Source organism: Herbaspirillum sp. FG34, assembly GCF_057809315.1.
The window spans coordinates 109752-132266 of sequence record NZ_JBMDJS010000002.1 but is presented as its reverse complement, the minus strand read 5'-3'; the positions used below and the strand labels follow the sequence as shown (position 1 = coordinate 132266).

Here is a 22515-nt window from a genome sequence, read left to right as displayed (position 1 = left end):
ATGAGCGTCGCCTTTCCTGATCGCCTGATGCCAGGCCTGCCTTACCCCCTGGGCGCCAGCTCCGATGGCCTGGGGGTCAACTTCGCGGTGTTCTCGGCCAACGCCACCCGCATGGATCTGTGCCTGTTCGACCCGTCCGGCAAGCGCGAATTGAAGCGCATCACCCTGCCCGAATGCACCGATGAAGTGTGGCACGGCTATCTGCCCGGTGCCGCCCCCGGACTGGTCTATGGTTTCCGCGCCCACGGTCCCTACGAGCCCAACAAGGGCCATCGTTTCAACCCCAACAAGCTGCTGCTGGACCCCTATGCCAGGCGCCTGGTCGGCCAGGTGCGCTGGACCGATGCGCTCTATGGCTACCGCCTGCACTCGGCACGCGCCGATCTGTCCTTTGATCGCCGCGACAGCGCCGCCGCCATGCCCAAGGCCATGGTCACCGATGATGCCTTCGTGTGGGAACATGATCGCCTGCCGCAAGTGCCCTGGAACAAGACCGTGATCTACGAAGCCCACGTCAAGGGGATTTCCAGGATGCGCGAGGATCTGCTGCCGCATGAGCGCGGCACCTTCGCCGCCTTGTCCGATCCGGCCTTCATCGACCACCTGCTGCGCCTGGGCGTGACCACGCTGGAACTCATGCCGGTGCATGCCTTCCTGCAAGACAGCTTCCTGATCGAACGTGGTCTCTCCAATTACTGGGGCTACAGCACACTGGCCTATTTCGCGCCGGAACCGTCCTACCTCTCCATGGGCGACCCCAATGAACTGCGCATGGCAGTGCGCCGCCTGCACAGCGCCGGTATCGAGGTGATCCTCGACGTGGTCTACAACCACAGCAGCTGCGGCAGCGAACTGGGGCCCACACTGTCCTTCCGTGGCCTGGACAATGCCAGCTACTTCCGCCTGCTGCCGGGCCAGGAGCGTTACCACATCAACGATACCGGCTGTGGCAACACGCTGAACCTGTCGCACCCGCGCGTGTTGCAGATGGTCATGGATTCGCTGCGCTACTGGGCGCAGTCCTTCCATATCGATGGCTTCCGTTTCGACCTGGGTTCCACACTGGGGCGCGAGGCGCACGGTTTCGACCCTGGTTCGGGTTTCTTCGATGCCTTGTTGCAGGACCCGGTGCTGTCGAAGCTCAAGCTCATCTCCGAACCCTGGGACATCGGTCCCGGCGGCTACCAGCTCGGCAAGCACCCGGCCCGTTTCGGCGAATGGAACGACAAGTTCCGCGACGACATGCGCAAGTTCTGGAAGGGCGACGAAGCCATGCGCGGTGGTTTCGCCCAGCGCATGCTGGGTTCGGCTGAACTGTTCGAACACAACCGCCGCAAGCCCTGGGCCAGCGTCAACTTCATCGCCTCGCATGACGGTTTCACCCTGCGTGACCTGGTCAGCTACAACGGCAAGCATAACGAGGCCAACGGCGAGAACAACAACGACGGCCACAACGACAACGCCAGCTACAACTGGGGTGCCGAAGGCGCTACCGATGATCCCGCCATCCAGGCCACACGCGCCTGTGTGCAGCGTTCCATGCTGGCCTCCACGCTGCTGGCGCAAGGCACCCCCATGCTGCTGGCCGGTGACGAATTCCATCGCAGCCAGGGCGGCAACAACAACGCCTACTGCCAGGACAACGAGATCTCCTGGATCGACTGGGAACAGGCCCGCTCACCCGAGGGCGCGGCGCTGACCGCCTTCGTCGGCCGGGTGACCGCCATCCGGCGCGACTTCGAGGTGCTGCGCGCCAGCGACTTCCTGCACGGCAAGCAGACCGTGGCCGATGGTCTGCCGGATGTGGCGTGGTTCGACGAGGCCGCGCAACCGGTCTCCAGCGAGGACTGGAACAATCCGGTGGCGCGCGCCATCACCCTGCAACTGGCGGGCAAGCGCGTGGAGCCGCACAAGCAGCTGAGTTCGCGTCTGCAGGACGCGGCCGGCACCGGTGCGGACGGAGCAGGCGAGGCACAGGACGTGGCGCCGGATGTGCTGATGATTTTCGTCAATGCCGGGCACGAGCCGATCGAATTCCACTTCCCGCGCACCCAAGGCGAGTACTTCCTCCTGCTCGACAGTGCCCGGCCGACCGGCATGCCGGAAGGAGAGGGCGCCCGGCTCAAGACGGCGGGCAGTGCGAGCGTGCAGGTGCAGGCCCATACCTTGCAGGTCTTTGCCAACCGGCCCTTGCACCTGTCATCGGCCATCTATCCACTGGCGGCCAATGAGTGGATCAAACGCAATGAATGGGGAGAACGCGCATGAGTGCCCGCTTTTCCGTGAGGCTGCCGTTTGGCGCCCAGGTCACTGGCCCCGGCCAGGTTCGTTTCCGCGTCTGGGCACCGGGTGCCGAGGCGGTCGCCGTGGAGATCATCGGACGGGGCCGTGTGCCGATGAGGTCGGAAGATCCAGCCGCCCCGGCGTGGTATGTGCTGGAGACCGAATGCGATCCGGGCACCCTGTATCGCTACGTGTTCCAGACCCGCGAGCAGGGTGAGGTGGTGGCACCGGACCCGGCTTCACGCGGGCAGGCCGGAGATGTCTTCGATCCCAGCGTGGTGGTGGATGCGCAAGCCTTCCTCTGGCAGCATCCGAACTGGCAGGGCCGTCCGTGGGAAGAGACCGTGCTCTACGAACTGCATCCGGGCGCGCTGGGCGGCTTTGCCGGTATCCAGCAACGTCTGGCCGAACTGGCCGAGCTGGGCATCACGGCCATCGAACTGATGCCGGTGGCGGAATTCCCCGGTGCCCACAACTGGGGCTACGACGGTGTGCTGCCTTTCGCACCGGATGCCAGCTATGGCACCCCGGACCAGCTCAAGGCCCTGATCGATACCGCCCACGGGCTGGGCATGATGGTGTTCCTTGATGTGGTCTACAACCACTTCGGTCCGGATGGCAATTACCTGCACAGCTATGCCCCGGAATTCTTCCGCCATGACATGAATACGCTATGGGGCGCGACCATCGATTTCCGCCGCCCCGAGGTGGCCGATTTCTTCACCCGGAACGCGCTCTACTGGCTACAGGAATACCGTTTCGACGGTCTGCGCCTGGATGCCGTGCATGCCATCTGCGAACCGGACTGGCTGGTGAATCTGGGCCAGCGCATCCGCGCCGAAATCGGCAGCGAGCGTCACGTGCATCTGGTGCTGGAGCACGATGGCAATGCCGCCCACCTGCTGGGCCATACCGCCGCCGTGCAAGTCGAGGCGGACCTGGCCGAGATCGGGCAGGTGCGCGAGCGTTCCACTCATGTCTACGATGCGCAGTGGAATGACGATGCGCACCACGTCCTGCACGTGCTGCTCACCGGTGAAGACAGCGGCTACTACGCCGCCTATGCCGAGGCGCCTGCCGAGAAACTGGCGCGCTGTCTGCAACAGGGTTTTGTCTACCAGGGCGAGGTCTCGCCCTATTCTGGGGAGCCGCGCGGCGAACCCAGTGCGGACCTGCCGCCGACGGCCTTTGTCAATTTCCTGCAGAACCACGACCAGATCGGCAACCGCGCCTTTGGTGAGCGACTCACCGTGCTGGCCCATCCGCTGGCGCTGCACGCCGCGCAGGCGCTGATCCTGCTGGCACCGCAGGTGCCAATGCTGTTCATGGGCGAGGAATTCTGCGCGGTGCAGCCCTTCCTGTATTTCACCAGCCATCGCGATGAAGAGCTGGTGAGGGCCGTGCGTGAAGGGCGCCGACGCGAGTTCGCACGCTTCCCGCAATTCGCCGATCCCGCATTGCTGGAGCAGATTCCGGACCCCAACAGTTTTGCCACCTTCGTCTCTTCCATCCCGGAGCCGGGCCCGGCGCCCGGTTCGGCGGCCTGTCTGCGTCGTGTGGCCGAACTGCTGCACATCCGCAAGCTGCATATTGCCCCCTATCTGCGCGGCGCCAGGGCGCTGGAGGCCCGCGCCATCGGTCCAAAGGCGGTCCATGCCCGCTGGCAGCTGGCCAATGGCAGCGTCCTCAACATCACCGTCAATCTCGATGAAGCCGCGCTGCCACAGGCCCTGGACCAGTTGAGCCAGCCGGCTGGCGCCGATGTGCTCTTCGACAGTGGCGGCGCACTGGCGGCGCTGGCCGCTGGCAGCTTCCCAGGGCATGCCATCCTGGTACTGCGAGAGCCGCCGGGTGCTGCCACCGCACCCGGGAGCACAGCATGAACGCCGCCCTTGGCCAGCATGCCGACGCGCTCGTGGCACCGACCGCGGCTGCGCCCTTGTACAAGCAGACCACGCTTGAAAACGATTTATATCGTTTGGCTGAGCGTGCCGGCATCGCGATCCACTGGATCGATGCCTATGACCAGCCGCAGGTCGTCGCCGACGAGGCCTTGCAGGCCATCCTGGAAGCGCTGGGCCTGCCCTGCGCCACGTCCGGGGATTGCCATGACAGCCTGGCGCTGCTGGACCGCGAGCACGCCGTCGGTTACCTGCCGCCCTTGCTCACGGGCGTGCAGCACCAGCCTGTCCCGCTGCCTGCGCATTCGCGCCTGCACGGACTGTCCTGCCGCGTCGAGCTGGACAACGGCGCGCGCCTGACCTTGCTGATTTCGTCCGATCTGAACGCGCCGCCGACCCTGCCGCCCATCCACGTGCCCGGCTATCACCGACTGCTGGTGGCGGGGCATATCCTGACCCTGGCCATCGCACCACCGCGCTGCTACAGCATTGCCGACGCGCTGGCAGAGCAGGGCCGCGAGCGCGGCTGGGCGCTGGCCGCGCAAGTCTATGCCTTGCGCACCGACAGTCTCAAGCCGGCGCGCAAGGTCTATGGTGATGGCGGTATCGGCCACTTCGGCGCGCTGGCGGCACTGGCGCCGATGGCCGCGCAATACGGGGCCGCTGCGCTGGCGATGTCGCCGCTGCATGCGATGTTTGCTGCCGATCCCGGCCGCAGCAGTCCGTATTCGCCGTCCAGCCGCTTGTTTCTCAATCCTTTCCTGATCGATCCGGCTGGCATCCTCGGTGCCGACGCCCAGGCTCAGGTGCTGGCCGAAGGCGGGTCGGAAATGATTTCCGCCCACCAGCGCCTGCAACAATCCACGCTGATCGACTGGGCGCGCGCCGGTGCCCATCGCATGACCCTGCTGCGTCGCCTGTATGCCCTGTTTCGTACCGAACATGCGGGCGATGTGAAGCAACAGGCGGCCTTTGCCGCCTTCCAGCTCGAAGGCGGCGCCGCATTGCGCGCCCACGCCTTGTTTGAAGCCTACAGCCATCATCTGAGCAGCCAGGGCATGCCCGGCTGCTGCGACTGGCGAGCGTGGGGCGAGGCTGGCCGCCATCCCGATACGCCGGAAATGCAGGACTTTGCGGCCGGGCATGCCGGCGAGATTGATTTCCACCTGTTCCTGCAATGGCAGGCCGCGCGCCAGTTGGCACAGGCCCAGGAGAGCGCGCGCCAGGCCGGCATGGCCATCGGTCTGATCGCCGACCTGGCCGTCGGTGCCGACAACGGCGGCAGCCAGGCCTGGAGCCATCAGGACGAGATCGCAGCGGGACTGACCGTGGGTGCCCCGCCGGATCGTCTGGCCCCGCAAGGGCAGAACTGGGGGCTGGGCGCTTTCTCGCCGCTGGCCCTGCGCCGGTCCGGCTACCGCGCCTACCTGTCCATGCTGCGCGCCACGTTTGCGCAGGGCGGGGGAGTGCGCATCGACCATGTGCTGGGCCTGAACCGCTTGTGGTTGGTGCCGCAGGGTTGCCATGCCGATGCGGGGGCCTATGTATCTTTCCCGCAGCAGGACATGTTGCGCCTGATTGCGCTGGAGTCGTGGCGTCATCGCACCGTGGTCATCGGCGAGGACCTCGGCACGGTGCCGCCCGGTTTCGATACCGTGCTCGATGCGGCCGGCGTGTCCGGTATCCGTGTGCTCTGGTTCCAGCGCGACCAGCAGGCTTTCCTCCCGCCATCGGCCTGGTCGCCCCAGGCCATTGCGGTGACGACGACGCATGATCTGCCGACCGTGGCCGGTTGGTGGTCTGCTGCCGATCTGGCCTGGCGCGATCACCTGGGCCAGCTCGAGCAGGGCTTGCCGGCTGCCCGCCAGCAGCGCTACCACGAGCGCAGCCAGCTCTGGCAGGCCCTGGTGCAGCAGGGCCTGGCCAGCGGGCCGCTGCCGGAAGTGGCGTGCACCGTGTCCGCAGGCGATGCCGGGTCCGGCTTGCCGGAAGTGCCGCAGGAGTGCGCCATCGCCGTCGATGCGGCACTGGAATATGTGGCAGCCACCCCGGCGCCGCTGGCCGTGGTGCCGGTGGAAGACATTCTCGGCCTGAGCCAGCAACCCAACCTGCCCGGCATGACCGAGCCCCACCCCAACTGGCGTCGTCGCCTGCCCGAGGACATGCCGCAGCTGTTTTGCGCCTATGCCGCCAGGGCCAGGCTGGAGCGCCTGCGCCGTGTGCGCGGCAGTATCGCCAAGGAGATCTGATGGCAGCCCCTTCCTTATCGCCGGACCGCGCCGCGCGCCGCAGCATCCCGCGCGCCACGGCACGGCTGCAGTTGCACCGCGATTTCCGCTTCGAGCATGCCGCCCGGACGGTGGACTATTACCACCGCCTGGGCATCAGCCACCTCTACCTCTCGCCCATTCTGGTGGCGCGCCCCGGTTCGACCCACGGCTACGACGTGGTCGACCCCACTCGCATCAATCCCGAACTGGGCGGCCAGGCCGGACTGCTGCAACTGCACCAGCGCCTGCGCGCGCAGGGAATGGGGCTGGTGGTCGACATCGTGCCCAACCACATGGCGGTGGGCCATCACAATGCCTGGTGGCAGGACGTCCTGCGCTGGGGCCGCCACAGCCGCCACGCCGAATGGTTCGATATCCAATGGGACAGCTCCGACCCGGCACTCGATGGCAAGGTGTTGCTGCCTTTCCTCGGCCAGCCCTATGCCGAAGCGCTGGAAGCGGGCGAACTGATCCTGCGTCTGGACGCCGATCAGGGCCAATTGCAGGTGGCCCACCATGAGCACATTTTCCCGCTCGCGCCGACTGACCATGCCGTCGTGCTGGAGACGGCCGGCAGTACGCGCCTGGGCGAGGTGATCGCGGCCTTCGCCGCCATCGATCCCGCGCATCCGGACAAGGATGGCCATGCCGCAGCCGCCCGCGAGCAACTGCGCCAGCTGGCTGCCGACCCCGATGTCATGGCCGACATCGATGCCGCGCTCGGCGCCTTTTCGGCGGGTCAGCCGCATGGGCGCAGTGCCCTGCATCAGTTGCTGGAGCGCCAGCACTATCGTCTGGCCTGCTGGCGCAATGCCGCCGACGAGATCAACTGGCGCCGCTTCTTCGAAGTGAGCGAACTGGCGGGCATGCGGGTGGAGCGCGAAGACGTCTTCGAGGCCATGCACGCCGAGATCTTCCGTCTCTACGCCGAGGGCATCATCGATGGCCTGCGACTGGACCATATCGACGGCCTCACCGACCCGGGTCGCTATTGCCTGAAGTTGCGCCAGCGTCTGCGCGCGCTGCGGCCCGACCACGAGCCGTATCTGATCGCCGAAAAGATCCTGGCGGGAGACGAGACCCTGCCAGCGGGCTGGCAACTCGACGGCACCACCGGCTATGAATTCATGGAGCAGTGCGCTGCCGTCCTCCATGATGGCGAAGGCGAGCCGATACTCGATGAACTCTGGCGCGACATCGTCGGCGACATGCCGGCCACGGCCGATCAACTGCAAAGTCACGGACCGGGCGAGCTGTGCCATTTCCCGAGCATGGTGCAGGAGGCGCGGCGCAGCTTCCTGGCACGCAACTTTGCCGCAGAATTCAATGCGCTCACGCTGTGCCTGCACCAGCTTGCCCGCAGCGCCACGCAGACTCGCGACCTGACGCTCATGTCCATCCGCCGGGCGGTGGCCGAGCTGCTGGTGCATTTTCCGGTGTACCGCACCTATGCCAACGAGCAGGGCATGCCGGCGCAGCAGCGCGAACTGCTGGCCAGTACGGCTCAGAAGGCCGCCACGACCCTGCATGCAGCCGATCATGCCACGTTGCACGTGGTGGAAGGCTGGCTGGGCGGTGACCTCCTGCTCGACAGCCGCCATGCCCATCGCCGCGCCTTGCAGCTGCGCGCCATCGCCCGCTTCCAGCAACTGACTCCGCCGCTGACGGCCAAGTCGATGGAGGACACGGCCTTCTACCGCTATGGCCGTTTGCTCTCGCGCAACGAAGTAGGGGCCGAACCGGCCCGTCTGGCCATGTCGGTCTCGCACTTTCATCAGCTGGCGGCACGACGCGCCCGGCAGATGCCGGGCAGTCTCCTGGCCACCGCGACGCACGACCACAAGCGTGGCGAGGATGCCCGCATGCGCCTGGCGGCCCTCTCCGAGATCGCCGAGGAGTGGTCCACCGTGCTGCGCCACTGGCACCAGCTCAACGCGCCCATCGCGGCCGCCACGTCAGGCCAGCAAGGCGGCATTGATGCGGTCGATGAGTGCATGCTGTACCAGACCCTGGTGGGCGTCTGGCCGGACGGCATGCGCGTCGGCGATGACGACCTGATTGCCTTGGGCGAGCTGGCCGAGCGGGTCGTCGCCTGGCAGCGCAAGGCCCTGCGCGAAGCCAAGCGCCGCAGCGACTGGGTGGCGCCGCAGAGTGAATACGAGGCGGCCTGCGAGCGCTTTACGCGGGCATTGCTGTGTGATCCGGGGCTGGATCCGCGCCATCATCCTTTCCTCACCGAGCTGGAGGATTTCGTTCGTCGCCTGGCGCCCTTGGGGACTGTCAACAGCTTGTCCCAGACCATGCTCAAACTGACCTCGCCGGGCGTGCCCGATTTCTACCAGGGTAGTGAGCTGTGGGACCTGAGCATGGTCGATCCGGACAACCGTCGGGCGGTGGATTTCGCACTGCGTGAGCGGCGGCTGGCCGATGCCATCAGCCGGCCGGTTTCATTGCGCCAATGGCAGAGCGGCAGCGCCAAGCAGCAATTGATTCATGCGGTGCTGCAGTACCGGCGCGAGCATGCGGACCTGTTCGCTGACGGCCATTACCTGCCGCTGGCCACGCATGGCAAGCTGGCGCGCCATGTGATCGCCTTTGCCCGGCTGCTGCCGGGACAACAGGAAGGCGAGAGCGACTGGCAGGCGACAGTGGTGCTCTGTACGCGCCTGGCGGCCCATCTGCTGTCCTTCGAGGGGCGCCGCGAAGAAGCCTTGCCGCTGGTGTCTGCCGAGGCTTGGGGGGATACCCGCATTGCGCTCCCGCAAGCACTGTCCCACACAGGGAGTACGCTGCGCCGCTGGCGCAGCGTACTCACCAGTGGCGAGGGCGAACTGAGCGAATGTGCCATGCCGGATGGGGAACGCGGCGGCAGCATCGCCGTAGCCGATATCCTGGGTAGTCTACCGGTGGAATTGCTGACGCTCAGTCTCAGTTGAGGGGGAGGTGACGCAGTGCTCTGACGGCTTGCTGTTCGGGGGGCTTCCTTTTTTCCTACACGCGAATATCCCGCCGTCCGATGTCATGCCAGTGCAGCGTCCCACTACCATGACGCGAGCCCGGCATGTCCGCCGGATCCGCCATGTTGTACAAGGAGTTTGCACATGACCAAGCTGCCCGCCACCGATCTGCAGCTGCCGCTGTTTACCTATGGCCAGCGCGAGTCGCTGACCGAGAAGAGCGCCTGGATCGCCCTGCAGGAACACCATCAATACAGCGCCCGCCACTTCCGGCTGGAGCGCCTGTTCGCCGCCGATGACAAGCGCGGCGAGAGCCTGGTGGCCGAAGCCGCCGGCATCTACCTCGACTATTCCAAGAACCTGGTCACCAGCCAGACCATGACCCTGCTCATGAACCTGGCCCGCCAGTGCGGACTGCAGGACCGCATCGAGGCCATGTTCCGGGGTGAGCGCATCAACGCCACCGAGCAGCGCTCGGTCCTGCATACGGCCCTGCGCATGCCGGCCAGCGCCCGGCTGATGGTGGAGGGCGAGGAGGTGATCGCCCAGGTGCAGCAGGTGCTGTCCCGTATGGAGAACTTCGCTCAACAAGTCCGCAGCGGCCAGTGGACCGGTCATACGGGCCGTCGCATCCGCCATGTGGTCAACATCGGCATCGGCGGCTCCGACCTCGGCCCGATGATGGCCTGCGAGGCCTTGCGCCCCTATGCGCAATCGGACCTGTCCCTTCACTTCCTCTCCGACGTGGATGGGGCCGCGCTGCTTGAGACCGTGCGCAGCCTGCCCGCCGAGCAGACGCTCTTCATCGTCTGCTCCAAAACCTTCACTACGCTCGAAACCACCACCAATGCGCGTGCCGCGCGTGACTGGCTGGTCCGGCAATTGGGCGAGCCTGCCGCAGTGGCCCGTCATTTCGTCGGCGTCACCACCAACATCGAAGAGGCCAGCCGCTTTGGCATCGACCCGCAGAACATGTTCGGCTTCTGGGACTGGGTCGGCGGACGCTATTCCATGACCTGTGCCATCGGCCTGTCCACCATGATCGCCATCGGCCCCGCGCAATTCCGCGAGATGCTGGCCGGCTTTCATGCCATGGACGAACACTTCCGCACGGCACCGCTGGAGGCCAATCTGCCGGTCATTCTCGGCATGCTCACGGTGTGGTACACCAATTTCTTCGGTGCGGCCAGTCAGGCAGTGCTGCCCTACAGTCAGTATCTCAAGCGCCTGCCAGCCTACCTGCAGCAACTGACCATGGAGAGCAATGGCAAGCAGGTCACCCTGCAGGGTGATGCCGTGGATTACCAGACCTCGCCCGTGTACTGGGGCGACAATGGCATCAACGGTCAGCATTCGTTCTACCAGATGCTGCATCAGGGTACGCAGATGGTGCCCTGCGATTTCATCGGCTTGTGCCAGCCGCAGGAAGCGCTGGGCCAGCATCACGCCCTGCTCATGGCCAACATGTTTGCCCAGAGCGAGGCGCTGGCCTTTGGCAAGAACGCGCAGCGGGTGCGCGAGGAGGGCGGGCCCGAGGCCCTGACGCCGCATCGCGTCTTCCCTGGCAACCGTCCGAGCAACAGCATGCTGCTCGACAAGCTCACCCCGTATAGCCTCGGCACGCTGGTGGCCTTGTATGAACACAGCGTGTTCACTCAGGGCGTGATCTGGAATATCGATTCCTTCGACCAGTGGGGGGTGGAGCTGGGCAAGCAGTTGGCCCGGCGTACCGCGCGCGAGTTGCTTGATCCCTCCGAACCTCTGCACCATGACAGTTCCACCAACGCCCTGATTCGCCTCTACCGCGCCCGCCAGGGGGCGGATGCAGGTGCAGCCGGGGCGGCATAAGCCGTCGCGGCCCCAAGGTCTGGCATCCCCCGTCCCGACAGCGCGTTGCCGGGCTTGTGTATGGTCCTTGTCAGGGTCTGCACGCGCGGGCATAGTGTGAGTTTATAATCGCACGTAACAAGCGATTACCCTGAAAGTACGCGCCAGGTCCGCAGCTCTTCCGGCAACAGGACCGCGCAGTCAGGGGTGTGCGCAGGACAGAACAACAAGGAAATGTCGAAGGGGGCGCACTGCAGGTCAGGCCCGTTGCGCTCCGAGCTACCCACCCATGTGCGGGGAGCGCTCGGGGACGTGACGGCGCTTGATCGATGGCTTTGCACCGTAACAATGATCATGAAGCGGGCGAACGCACATGAGATTGCTGACCAAGGGCTTGTTGATCGTTGCCATACCAAGCCTGTTTGAAGTGCTGCTGCTGGGGGCGCTGTTCAAGTCACAGGCCGATGCCGAGGACGCCGAGCGCTTGGCTTCGCACTCCCTGCAGGTGATGAACAAGGCCGCCGAGCTGCGTGAGCCCATGCTGCTGGAGGCCGCGCGCATCCGCAATGCGGTCCTGCTGGACCAGCCCGATACGCTCAGCCGGGGCGACCTGTGGGCCGACATCGAGGTCAGGGCTGGCGAACTGGCGCGCCTGGTGGCGGACAACCCCGTGCAGGGCGATACCCTGCGCGCGGTGCACGAATCCATCGCACGCTACCGTGCTTGGGACGACAGTGCCCGCCAGCGCCTGATGCGAGGCCAGCGCGATGATCTGATCCGCCAGTTGCGTGATGAGCAGGGACCGCACCGGCTCTCCGAATTTCTCGTTCTGCTGGGCAACTTCATGTCCGAAGAGCGGCGTCTGGGGGCCGCGCGCCAGCAGCGCCTGCAGGAGGCACGCCATTCGCAGACCTGGCTGCTGGTTCTGGCAGTGCTGGGATCCATCGTCACGGCCGCCCTGGCTTCGCTGGCTTTCACGCGCAGCATCGGCAGTCGTATCGAGGTATTGACCGCCAATGCCCGCCAACTGGCCGATGGTCAGCCACTGGCTGCGCGCGTGGGCGGCAATGATGAAATCTGCCTGCTTGACGATGCCCTGCATCGCAGTCACGAACGCCTCACCGAAGCCGCCCGCCAGGCCCAGGGGTATCGCGAGGAACTGGAACAGCGCGCCCGCGAGCTGGCCGACGTCAACAGCGACCTGCGCCAGCAGACCCAGGACAACGAGATGTTCATCTACAGCGTCTCGCATGACCTGCGTTCGCCGCTGGTCAACCTGCAGGGCTTCAGCAAGGAAATCGGCCATGCCACGCGTGAGCTGCTGGACGAAGTGGATCGCCTGACCTTGCCCGAGCCGGACCGGCAGCGCCTGCGCGCGCTTGTCGAGGACGACCTCCAGGCATCGCTGCGCTTCATCCAGAATGCAGTGACACGCTCGTCGGGCATCATCGATGCCATGTTGCGACTCTCGCGCGCAGGGCGGGTGGAATACCAGCCGGTCATGCTGGACATGCACGCCATCGTCCAGCGCATCGTCGCGGCGATGAGCGGCAGCATTCGTACCAAGTCAGCCCGGGTGGACATCGAGCCCGATCTGCCTCCGGCCTATGGCGATCCGACTTCGGTAGAGCAGGTATTGGGCAACCTGGTCGGCAATGCCGTCAATTACCTGGATCCGTCCCGCCCCGGTCACATCATCATCGGCCACGTGCCGCAGCCCGACAGCGTGGTGGCGGCTCCCAGCCTGGTGACCTATTTCGTGCGCGACAACGGGCTGGGGATTCCCGCGGCCTACATGGACAAGATGTTCATCGCTTTCCAGCGTCTGCACGGCAATGCCGCCAAGGGCGAGGGCATCGGACTGGCACTGGTCAAGCGGGTGGTGGAACGGCATGGCGGGCGCATCTGGGTGGAATCGGTCGAGGGCCAGGGCAGTTGTTTCTATGTCGCCTTGCCGGCTCGTCCGCCGGTGTCTTGAAGGTGGTGCGGACAAACACGGATTACGCAACGGACAAGGGGAAAACAAGATGGCCACAGAGCAGAGCGTCAACATCATCCTGGTCGAAGACGACGACGGCCATGCGGTACTGGTCGAGAAGAACCTGCGGCGCGCCGGACTGGTCAACGGTTTCCAGCGCCTGCGCGATGGCCAGGAAGCGCTGGATTTCTTCTTTGGCGGCGATCTGGCCCGCGCCGACCTGCAGCAGGTGGTGGTACTGCTGGATGTGAACATGCCACGCGTCAATGGCGTGGAGGTGCTGCGACGCATGAAGCAGGCAGCGGCCACTGCGGCCATTCCGGTCATCATGCTCACCACCACGGATGATCCGCGTGAAATCGCGCACTGCTATGACGTGGGCTGCAATGTCTACATCACCAAGCCGGTCGAATACGATGACTTCATCGAAGCCGTGCGGCGCCTGGGCTTCTTCCTGCAGGTGGTCAAGTTGCCGGTACCGGGTGCGGTGGTGCGTGAACCTGAGTCACGATGACGATCACAAGCGCGCACGTGCTGGTACTGGAGGATGACGAAGGCTTGCTGGCGCTGGCCAGCCGGGTCCTCCAGAAGCAGGGCTACCGCGTCACTGCGGTGGCCGATGCCGAGTCCGCCCAGGCGGCCGTGCAGCAGGCTGTTCCTGACCTGCTCATCGTGGACTACCAGCTGCAGGCCCCTGACAGCGGGCTGGACTTCTTTCGCAGTCTGCGTGCGGCGGGGCAGGATATTCCGACCATCATGGTCTCGGGCTTTTCGGACGAATTGCACATCATCGAAGCCTGGCGGGCAGGCGTGGCCGATGTGCTGCCCAAGACCAGCGATTATCTCGACCACCTGCCGCAGATCGTGCAGCGCGTACTGGCGCAGCAAAGGCAGGCGCAAGCGGCAGGGCAAGCCCGGGACGGAGTGCAGCAGCTGCAACAGTTGCAGCAGGAGTGCGCAATGCTGCGAGCCTCGGCAGCCTCCGACCGCGCGGAAATCGAACGCCTGCGCAGCGCACACGAAACCTTCCTTGCTACGCTCTCACACGAACTGCGCACGCCCCTCAATGCCATCCTCGGCTGGACCGGCTATCTACTGCATCACGCCGCCGATCCCGCCACGGTGCAGAAGGGCGTGCAGGTGATCGACCGCAATGCCAGGCTGCAATCACTGTGGGTGGAAGAACTGCTCGATAGCAACCGGATCCTGTTGGGCACGGTGCCGCTGGCGACTGCGCCGGTGCACCTGGCCGAGCTGATCCGCGATGCCATCGCGGCTGCCGAGGGACCCGCGGCGGACAAGCAGATCGCCCTGCGGGCCGAGTCGGCGGCAGTGACCGTGCTGGGGGATGTCGGGCGCTTGCGGCAAGTGCTGGGCCGGCTGCTGATGAATGCCATCCGCTTCACGCCGCCCCAGGGGCGGGTGTTGCTGTGCCTGCACCGCAGGGAGCATGCAATCGAACTGGAGATACGCGATAGCGGCCGGGGGCTGACACCGGCCGAGCTGGAGAGCCTGTTTCCGTCGGCGCCCGAGAGTGGCGCGATCCGGGGTGATATGGTCGCATCAACAGCAGCCCCGGGACTGGCCGTGGCAGGCCGACTGGTGGCGCTGCACGGGGGGCGTCTGCGTGCTGCCAGCGCCGGTCCCGGACAGGGGGCCAGTTTTTTTGTGAGCCTGCCGCTGGCTTAGGGGTTGTTCACGTTAAATCTCGCGCAGATTGAATGTGAACAGGCCCTGGCCCTACACAATGGGCAGAGTGACCGTGAAGGTGATGATGTGGTTGTCGCAGTGGACGACGATCTTGCCGCCATGGCCGCTGATGATTTCGCTGACGATGTACAGGCCCAGGCCCAGGCCGCGGGCATTGCGCTGGTTGCCCATCGACTCCTTCTTGTAGGGCTTGAACATGTGCTCGCGCACGGCACCCGGGATCGCCGGGCCATGATTGGAGACCGAAATGGTCAGCATGTCGTCGCGACGAAACACGATCAGGGTCGAGGGCTTGCCGATCTCGCCATGATGGCGCGTGTTCGACAGCAGGTTGGAGACCACCTGGCTGATGCGGTCGCCATCGACCTCGATTTCGCCGCAATCTTCCGCTTCGAGGATGATCTCGTTGTCGGGGTAGGCCATGCGCGCTTCGCTGACGATTTCGGTGACCATCTTGCACACGTCCACCGGGCGGCGCTGGATATCCAGCCCCATGCCGCTTTGCAGGCGACTGATGTCGAGCACCTGGGAGATCAGGCGGTGCATGCGGCTCGATGAGGAGGAGATGCGCTTGCTCAGGTTGGAGCTTGAAGGCGAATGCTCGCGCACCTCGATCATGCGCGCGGCCATCATGATGGCCTGCAGCGGATCGCGCAGGTCATGGCCCAGCGTGGCCAGCAGGGTCTCGCGGGCGCGCTTGATCATGTTTTCGTTGGACAGCGCCACTTCCTGGAAGTCCAGGCGCAACTGGCTGGCGATTTCGGTTTCGGTCTTTTCCCAGGGCAGGCTCTTGCCGCGTACGGTTTCCTTCCAGACGGCGAAGGAGCCGCGTGGCGTCAGCCGGGGTCCCAGTGGGCCGATGCTGTATTTCTTTTCAGGATTGCCGCCCCAGCGCACGTCTTCCACCTGCTCGGTACGGAACCAGAAGGCATAGCCGTCCTGCTCACGATAGAAGCGCACCGCCAGTACACCGCAGATATCGCCCAGTGCTCCCTTGAGTGCCGGTACGTCGGCGCCCAGCGCACTGGTGGAAAAATAATCGCCCGGCTCGTTTTCGTTGAGCCAGTTGATGAGGGCGTTGACGCCTTCCCGCGTAGGGGCCTTGCCAAATACCTGGGTCTTGCGATCCAGAGTAATGGCACCGCCATGGGCATTCATCAGTCGCAGGAAGCCCTCATGATCGGCGGCCAGGGCCAGCACGATGTCTTCCCGGTCGGTGACCTGGGCCACGATCTGGCGGCGCAGGTCGGCGCTGTACTCCAGGGCGCGGGCACGCTCGCCGTTGAGATTGCGTTCCACCAGCGCGCTGACGAATTGCGAGAGCAACTGACACGACATGCGTACCGCGTGCGGTACCAGGTGCGGACTCATGTGGTGGCAGGCGATCAGGCCCCACAGCCGTTCGCCGATCACGATCGACAGGCTCATGGAAGCACCCACGCCCATGTTGCCGAGGTACTCGACATGCACGGGCGAGACGCTGCGCAACATGCTGTGGCTCAGGTCCAGCGCACGGCCGGTGAGCGGGTTGTGGTCCGGTTCCAGCGCCACGGTGGGCGCGCTCACGTCGGCGATCAGGCGGATCGGATTGATCACGTACAGACGCCGCGCCTGGGCCGGAATGTCGCTGGCCGGATAGCGCTGGCCGAGGAAGGGTTCGAGGTCCTCGCGCTTGTGTTCGGCGATGACTTCGCCACTGTCGTCATGCAGGAAGCGGTAGGCCATCACGCGGTCGAAGCCGGTGATGCGGGCGATCTCGTCCACGGCCAGGGTCAGCAGATCTTCCACGCCGGGTTGGCGCTGGATGCGCTGGATGGCCTGGTGCGCGGCCAGGGCAAAGGCCTCCAGCGACAGCGCATCCGAGGGACGTTGTTCGAATTCGGCGATGAGCACGCCCTCGGACTTGTGGGTGACCAGGTCGAAGGCCCCGGAATCCAGGGTGATCATGCGAGAGTCGACATAGCCCTGCCGGTCTTGCAGCGCCGACTGAATCACTGCACGGGCCGCGGCATTGAGGTGCTCTGCCGCCAGCGGCTGTCCGACCTCGGGCAGCTCGCCCAGCAGTGCAGCAGCATTGGCACTGCGCGTGGCCAGCCGGCCCTCGGGCGTGAAGCACAGGAGGGCGCCATGGTTCTGGATGGAACCGGGAATGTGGATCGGTTCCTGATCACAATTGCTCAGATCGACCGGTCGCCGGCGGCTTGCGTGATACGGATTGCTCATGCACTGCTTTCTCGATGCTGCAGCAGCAGGGCATCGAACTGCCGGCGCATCGATGATCGATGGTTGCGCCAGCAAGTTGGAGGGGGAGAAGAGAGCGGCATCCGGGAGACCCGTGTCTCCGGTCCGGTAGCCAAGGGCTGCGGCGGAGAATGATGCCCATTCTTGGCTTCGGGAAAGCCTGATTATAGGCGTCATCGCAAGCCCGCGCGCAGGCGGCATGACAATTAATTCGTCGCCTTGCCCGCCGGGCGATCCGTCCAGTCTCGTGAGGGGGAGAGCTCTTTCGCTTTGTCCTACAAATCAATCGGGCGCCGTCCGATAGGACTCATCCGTAACCTGGTTCTAAGATCACCAAAACTCGCAGAAACAACGCGGCACCATTGGACTCGTCGCTGGATGGAGCAGCCGTCGTGGATGCCGCATGGGAAAAGAAAGCCCGGTCCTGCGCTGTCATCGAGCCGAAACGACAATTCATGCGCGCGTCCGCTGCATCAAGCTCTTCCAGTTTGGCGCCACGCGGCTAAAATGAAGTGTCATCAGAAGGTGCAGACAGCATGGCGACCTGGCGTACATCAGGGAGCGAACACCCCATGCTGACGATGAAACACAGGGAAGAAACCGATCGCGGCGTCGGCCAGACGACGCGCCCGGTCGGTCAGTGGCAATGCGAACGCCTGCACGTGCGGGCCCGACGCAGTGCCGCACAGGACAAGCTGACGTTGCAACCAGCCTGGCGCAAGCGGTCCGCGCCGGATCTTTGAGCAGGGTAGCCTCATGGACAAGTCTGATTCCACCCATCCTTACGATCCTCTGATCGCCATTGCACAAGGCGACTGGAGCGCATATCGCAACCATATCGCCGCGCAGTCCCAGGCGGACGCCGAACCGCCGCCGGCCTGTCCCGAGCCCGCACAGGACAGCGCAGGACCGCCGTTGCACGGCGAGGAGGACATCCTGGCTTACCGGCGCCGCTGTGCCCGTGCCTACATCGGCATGAACGGGCGCCTGGGCGGGCGGGCCTATCGCGCCAATGAACCGGTGATCCTGACTCAGGAAGCGGTGCAGGAGCTGGCCGAACTGAACCGCCTGCTGCGCGAGGAACGGGCGCAGAAAAAGAAGAGCCGCTCAGACAGCTGAATCACACCTCGCCAGTCACATGCAGGCTTTGCGAAAAAGCACCCTGTGCAAGGACATGGGCGTGTAGGTGCGTGGCGCAATTTCGTGTAGGAAAACAGGAAGTCTGCGCTCGCGCTTGTGCCGAGCGGGGTTGCGGCCGACGGCTGGTTTGCCGTCGGTTGAGAGCGCCTCCGGAAGCGGCATGGGCTTCCCGTATAATCATCGGCGGCACGCAGCAGGTGCGGCGGGCGTTCGCGCCCCTCGGCAAGCGCCTGCTCCAAGCGGATGCGAACAACAATGAAGGGACCCGCGGGAGGATGACGGCGCAAGTCCGTCTTTCCCGCTCGACCGACCTCGGTGCTCAAAGCTAGGCTTAAAGGTAAGTTTCACGACATGGCAGACATTTCTTGGTTGCGCGGCACAGGCCTGGCCGCGCAGATCGTCACGGCAACCGATTGGACGGCAAGTCCCCTGGGAGCGCCGGCGCAATGGTCCCCGACCTTGCGTACCTCGCTCAACATCGCACTGCACTCGCCGCTGCCCAGTCTGCTGGTGTGGGGTGCGGCACGCCAGATGCTCTACAACGACGCGTTCGCCGCCTGCATCGGAGCGGCCCATCCGGCGGCTTTCGGTACGCGCCTGAGTCAGTCGCCGCTCTGGCGTGGCGCGGCACGTCTGTGCGAGGCGGCGATTGGCGCGGCCTTCAATGGCCAGCAACAGCAGCTGCCGCGCGTGTCGCTGTTTGCCGATGCCAGCCCGACAGACGGTGGGGCCGGCCAATGGGATCTGTCCTGCCTGCCGGTGTGGGAAGACGCTGCGGAGGGTGAGCCGGCGCAGGTGGCCGGCGTGTTCTGTACGCTTGTGCGCGCCGCGGGCCTGGATACCGCACTGGCGCACACCGACATGTTGCGCGACCTGATGGAGCAATCGCCCAGTTTCAAGGCGATCGTGCGTGGTCCGCAGCACGTGTTCGAACGTGTCAATGGTGCCTACTTCAAGTTGTTCGGCGATCGCCCGGTGCTGGGCCTGCCGGCGCGGCAAGCGCTGCCGGAATTGCTGGACGAAAATCTTTACGAACTGCTGGACCGTGTCTACCAGACCGGCCAGACCTATACCGAACGCGGCGCACGTCTGTTCTTGCGACGCGAGCACCAGAGCGGCTTTGCGGGTGCGGTGCTGGACTTCGTGTTTCAGCCCATCAAGGGTGCCGATGGCCGGGTAGCCGGCATATTCATCGAGGGCAACGATGTCACCGAACGCTTCGTGGCCGAAGAGCGTCTGCGCATCGTCGATCGTGCTGGCGGGATCGGCATCTTCGAGTGGTTCCCGGTTTCCGGAAAGCTGGCGGTCTCGGACCGTTTCCGCCGACTGTGGGGCCTGCCTGCCGAGGGCGAAGTGACTTCGCAGCAACTGGTGGACATGATCGACGAGGAGTTCCACCCCAATCTCGGTACTTCTCGCATCAAGGAGGGCGGACCGCGCAATCCGCTCGAATACACCGAGTACCACATCACCCGCCCCGACGGCGAGCAGCGCTGGCTGGCGCGCAAGGGCGAGGTGGTGGAGGATGATCCACGTACCGGTTCACGCTATGTCGGGGTGGTCTTCGACGTCACTTCGCGCAAGCTCGTGGAGCAGGCACTGGCCGCTTCCGAAGCCAGCGTGCGCGCCAACAATGCCTTCGTGCGGCAATTGCTGGACTCGACCGACCAGGGCTTCTTCTCCATCGACCGCGATGGCATCGTCACGCTCTGCAATGCCGCCTTCCTGCAATTGCTGGGCTATGCCGGCGAGAAGGATGTGCTGGGGCGTTCCATCCATGAGGTGATCCTGACTGCGGCTGACGACGGCACTGGCACGCGCGGCCAATGCGCCGTGCTCAAGGCCGCGCGAGAAGGGCTCGCGGCCCATGTGGAGAGCGAGGATTTCCTGCGTGTCGATGGCAGCAGTTTCCCGGTGCAGTACCAGGCCCATCCGGTATGGCAGGATGGCCAGCTGCAGGGAGCGCTCTGCACCTTCGTCGACCTGACCGAACGACGACGCGGACTGCAGGCCCTGTCATGGAGCGAGAACCGTCTCACTGCCATCTTCAACCAGGCCTCGGTGTGCTTCTCGGAGCTGGACCTGGAAGGCCGCTATCTGCGCGTGAACCAGGCACTGTGCCGTATGCTCGGACGCACCGAGGCCGAGATGCTGCAGATGACCCTGGCCGACGTCACCCATCCTGACGATGTGCCGATGAACATGACTCTGTTCAATCGCTGCATTACCGACGGTAGTTCCTTCACCCTGGAAAAGCGCTACCTGCGTCCGGATGGCAGTTCGTTCTGGGTCTCCAGCGACATCAGTCGCATCGTCGATGGCGAGGGCAGGCCGCAGGCCATGATCGCGGTGTCGACCGACATCACTGAACGCCGCCGTGCGGAAGACGCGTTGCGCGAACTCAACGATACGCTGGAGCAGCGTGTGGTCGAGGAAATCGTTGAGCGCAGTCGCGCCGAAGCGGCGTTGCGCCAGATGCAGAAGATGGAAGCGGTCGGCCAGCTCACCGGCGGTGTGGCGCACGACTTCAACAACGTATTGCAGATCATCGGCGGCAACCTGCAATTGCTGCAGACCGATCCGCGCCTGGACGACCGCAGCCGTCAGCGTGTGCGCACGGCCATCGGCGCGGTTGATCGCGGTGCCAAGCTGTCCTCGCAACTGCTGGCGTTCGCCCGCCGCCAGCCGCTGCAGCCACGCAGCATCAACCTGGAGCGGGTGGTGCAGAACATGGATGATCTGCTGCGCCGTGCCGTGGGTGAAAACATCGAGATTTCCACCGTCATTACGCATGACCTGTGGAACACCATGCTCGACCCCAACCAGGTCGAGAACCTCATCATCAACACCGCCATCAATTCGCGCGATGCGATGCCCAATGGCGGACGGCTCACCCTGCAGATCGACAACGTGCAGCTGAGTGATCCGGCCTTCCTCTCGCAGGCCGACCTGCAGCCGGGCGATTACGTGGAGCTGCAGATTTCCGACAATGGCGCCGGCATGTCGCCCGAGGTACGTGAGCGCGCCTTCGAACCTTTCTTCACGACCAAGCGCGAAGGCGAGGGCACCGGGCTGGGCCTGTCGATGGCCTATGGCTTCGTCAAGCAGAGCAGGGGCCACATCAGCCTGCACAGTGAAGCGGGCAAGGGCACCACGATCCGCATCTACTTCCCGCGCTGCATCGATCAGGAAGTGCTGATCGACGACAACCGCGACATGGAGGTGCGCGGTGGTGACGAGACCATCCTGGTCGTTGAGGATGATCCCAATCTGCAGTTGACGGTGATCGATACCCTGTCCTCGCTGGGCTACCGGGTGCTCAAGGCCGACAATGGCGAGCGTGCCCTGGCCATCCTGCAGAGCGGCATTGCAGTGGATCTGATGTTTACCGATGTGGTCATGCCGGGCAGTGTCCCCGTGACCGAACTGGCACGTCAGGCGCGGCAGCTGTTGCCGGAGATCGAGATTCTGTTTACGTCCGGCTATCCGCGCGATGCCATTGTGCATGAAGGACGCCTGGATGCGGGGGTGGAGCTGCTTTCCAAGCCGTATCGCATCAACCAGCTGGCCCAGCGCATCCGGCAGATGCTCTCCAGCCGGGCCCATCGCATCGAGCTGGCCCAGCTCACGCGCGAGCGCGACCAGGCCAATGCCAGCGCCAGCCTGCATGTGCTCCCGGTGGGGGATCCCCAGCGCCAGCCCGAGGGACAGGACGCGCATTTCGAACAGGCCGACGCCGGGAGCGCCGCTGCCGCGACGGCGACACCTGCGACACCTGAGCAGACGGCGGCCTCTTCCAGCGGATTGCGTCTGCTGGTGGTGGAAGACAACATCGATTCCCAGCAACTGGTGTGTGAATTGCTGGAGACGCTGGGCCACCAGGCACGCGGCGTGATCAGTGCGGAAGATGCGCAGCAGGCCCTGGACGAGCAGAGTTTCGATGTGCTCTTCACTGACGTCAATCTGCCGGGCATGTCCGGGGTGGACCTGGCCAGGCATGCCCTGGAGCGGTTTCCGGAAATGTCGGTGATCTTCGCTTCCGGCTACGGCACCATGGTGGCGCGCAACGTCGGCTTTGCCTCGCACTCCCTGCCCAAACCTTACGATATCGATCAGTTGCAGGAGATCCTCAGCAGGATTGCCATGGCCTGAGGAGGGCGGGGCGGTCGCAGACACCGTCCCGGCTTCCCCTGCGGCCGCAGACCGGA

General features: G+C 64.9%; 12 protein-coding genes. 11 read left to right on the top strand and 1 reads right to left on the bottom strand.

All coding sequences use genetic code 11. From position 1 onward, the window contains the following. The 8 genes from glgX (at position 1) to ACODSZ_RS02615 (ending at position 14905) form a co-directional block, all read left to right on the top strand. Positions 1 to 2268, top strand: coding sequence for a glycogen debranching protein GlgX (glgX, locus tag ACODSZ_RS02650; protein WP_488926989.1), 2268 nt, complete (start codon positions 1 to 3; stop codon positions 2266 to 2268). Beyond that, positions 2265 to 4166: a malto-oligosyltrehalose trehalohydrolase gene (gene treZ, locus ACODSZ_RS02645; protein WP_175343484.1), complete on the top strand. Its 1902-nt coding sequence runs from the start codon at positions 2265 to 2267 to the stop codon at positions 4164 to 4166. Before glgX ends, treZ begins: the two co-directional genes overlap by 4 nt. Continuing rightward, positions 4163 to 6433, top strand: coding sequence for a 4-alpha-glucanotransferase (gene malQ, locus ACODSZ_RS02640; protein ID WP_175343485.1), 2271 nt, complete (start codon positions 4163 to 4165; stop codon positions 6431 to 6433). The genes treZ and malQ overlap by 4 nt, the downstream gene beginning before the upstream one ends. After that, complete coding sequence (gene treY / locus ACODSZ_RS02635) at positions 6433 to 9390, top strand: malto-oligosyltrehalose synthase (RefSeq protein ID WP_488926988.1); 2958 nt, start codon at positions 6433 to 6435, stop codon at positions 9388 to 9390. Before malQ ends, treY begins: the two co-directional genes overlap by 1 nt. Positions 9391 to 9555: 165 nt before the next feature. Beyond that, positions 9556 to 11259 (top strand): glucose-6-phosphate isomerase, encoded by a 1704-nt coding sequence (gene pgi, locus ACODSZ_RS02630; RefSeq protein WP_488926987.1) that lies wholly within the window; start codon positions 9556 to 9558, stop codon positions 11257 to 11259. 352 nt (positions 11260 to 11611) lie between these two features. Further along, positions 11612 to 13216: a sensor histidine kinase gene (locus ACODSZ_RS02625; RefSeq protein ID WP_175343488.1), complete on the top strand. Its 1605-nt coding sequence runs from the start codon at positions 11612 to 11614 to the stop codon at positions 13214 to 13216. A 49-nt stretch (positions 13217 to 13265) separates the two neighbouring features. Continuing rightward, the gene (locus tag ACODSZ_RS02620) at positions 13266 to 13730 is read left to right on the top strand and encodes a response regulator (protein ID WP_008329193.1); all 465 of its coding nucleotides are present in this window, start codon (positions 13266 to 13268) and stop codon (positions 13728 to 13730) included. After that, entirely contained in the window at positions 13727 to 14905 is a 1179-nt protein-coding gene (locus ACODSZ_RS02615; RefSeq protein WP_488926986.1) for a hybrid sensor histidine kinase/response regulator, read from the top strand. The genes ACODSZ_RS02620 and ACODSZ_RS02615 overlap by 4 nt, the downstream gene beginning before the upstream one ends. 51 nt (positions 14906 to 14956) lie before the next feature. On the opposite strand, the gene ACODSZ_RS02610 is transcribed toward ACODSZ_RS02615, so the two are convergent. After that, positions 14957 to 17149, bottom strand: a complete 2193-nt coding sequence (locus ACODSZ_RS02610) for an ATP-binding protein (protein ID WP_175343490.1) — start codon at positions 17147 to 17149, stop codon at positions 14957 to 14959. Positions 17150 to 17739: 590 nt separating this feature from the next. Here ACODSZ_RS02610 and ACODSZ_RS02605 point away from each other — a divergent pair. From ACODSZ_RS02605 to ACODSZ_RS02595, 3 genes are all read left to right on the top strand, one after another. Further along, positions 17740 to 17910 carry a hypothetical protein gene (locus tag ACODSZ_RS02605; RefSeq protein WP_488926985.1) on the top strand — a complete coding sequence of 57 codons (171 nt, stop codon included), beginning with the start codon at positions 17740 to 17742 and terminating at the stop codon, positions 17908 to 17910. A gap of 13 nt (positions 17911 to 17923) precedes the next feature. Next, entirely contained in the window at positions 17924 to 18286 is a 363-nt protein-coding gene (locus tag ACODSZ_RS02600) for a hypothetical protein (RefSeq protein ID WP_008329186.1), read from the top strand. A gap of 372 nt (positions 18287 to 18658) precedes the next feature. After that, a complete protein-coding gene (locus ACODSZ_RS02595) occupies positions 18659 to 22459 on the top strand; it encodes a hybrid sensor histidine kinase/response regulator (protein WP_488926984.1) in 3801 nt (1266 codons plus the stop codon). Positions 22460 to 22515: the final 56 nt, after the last annotated feature.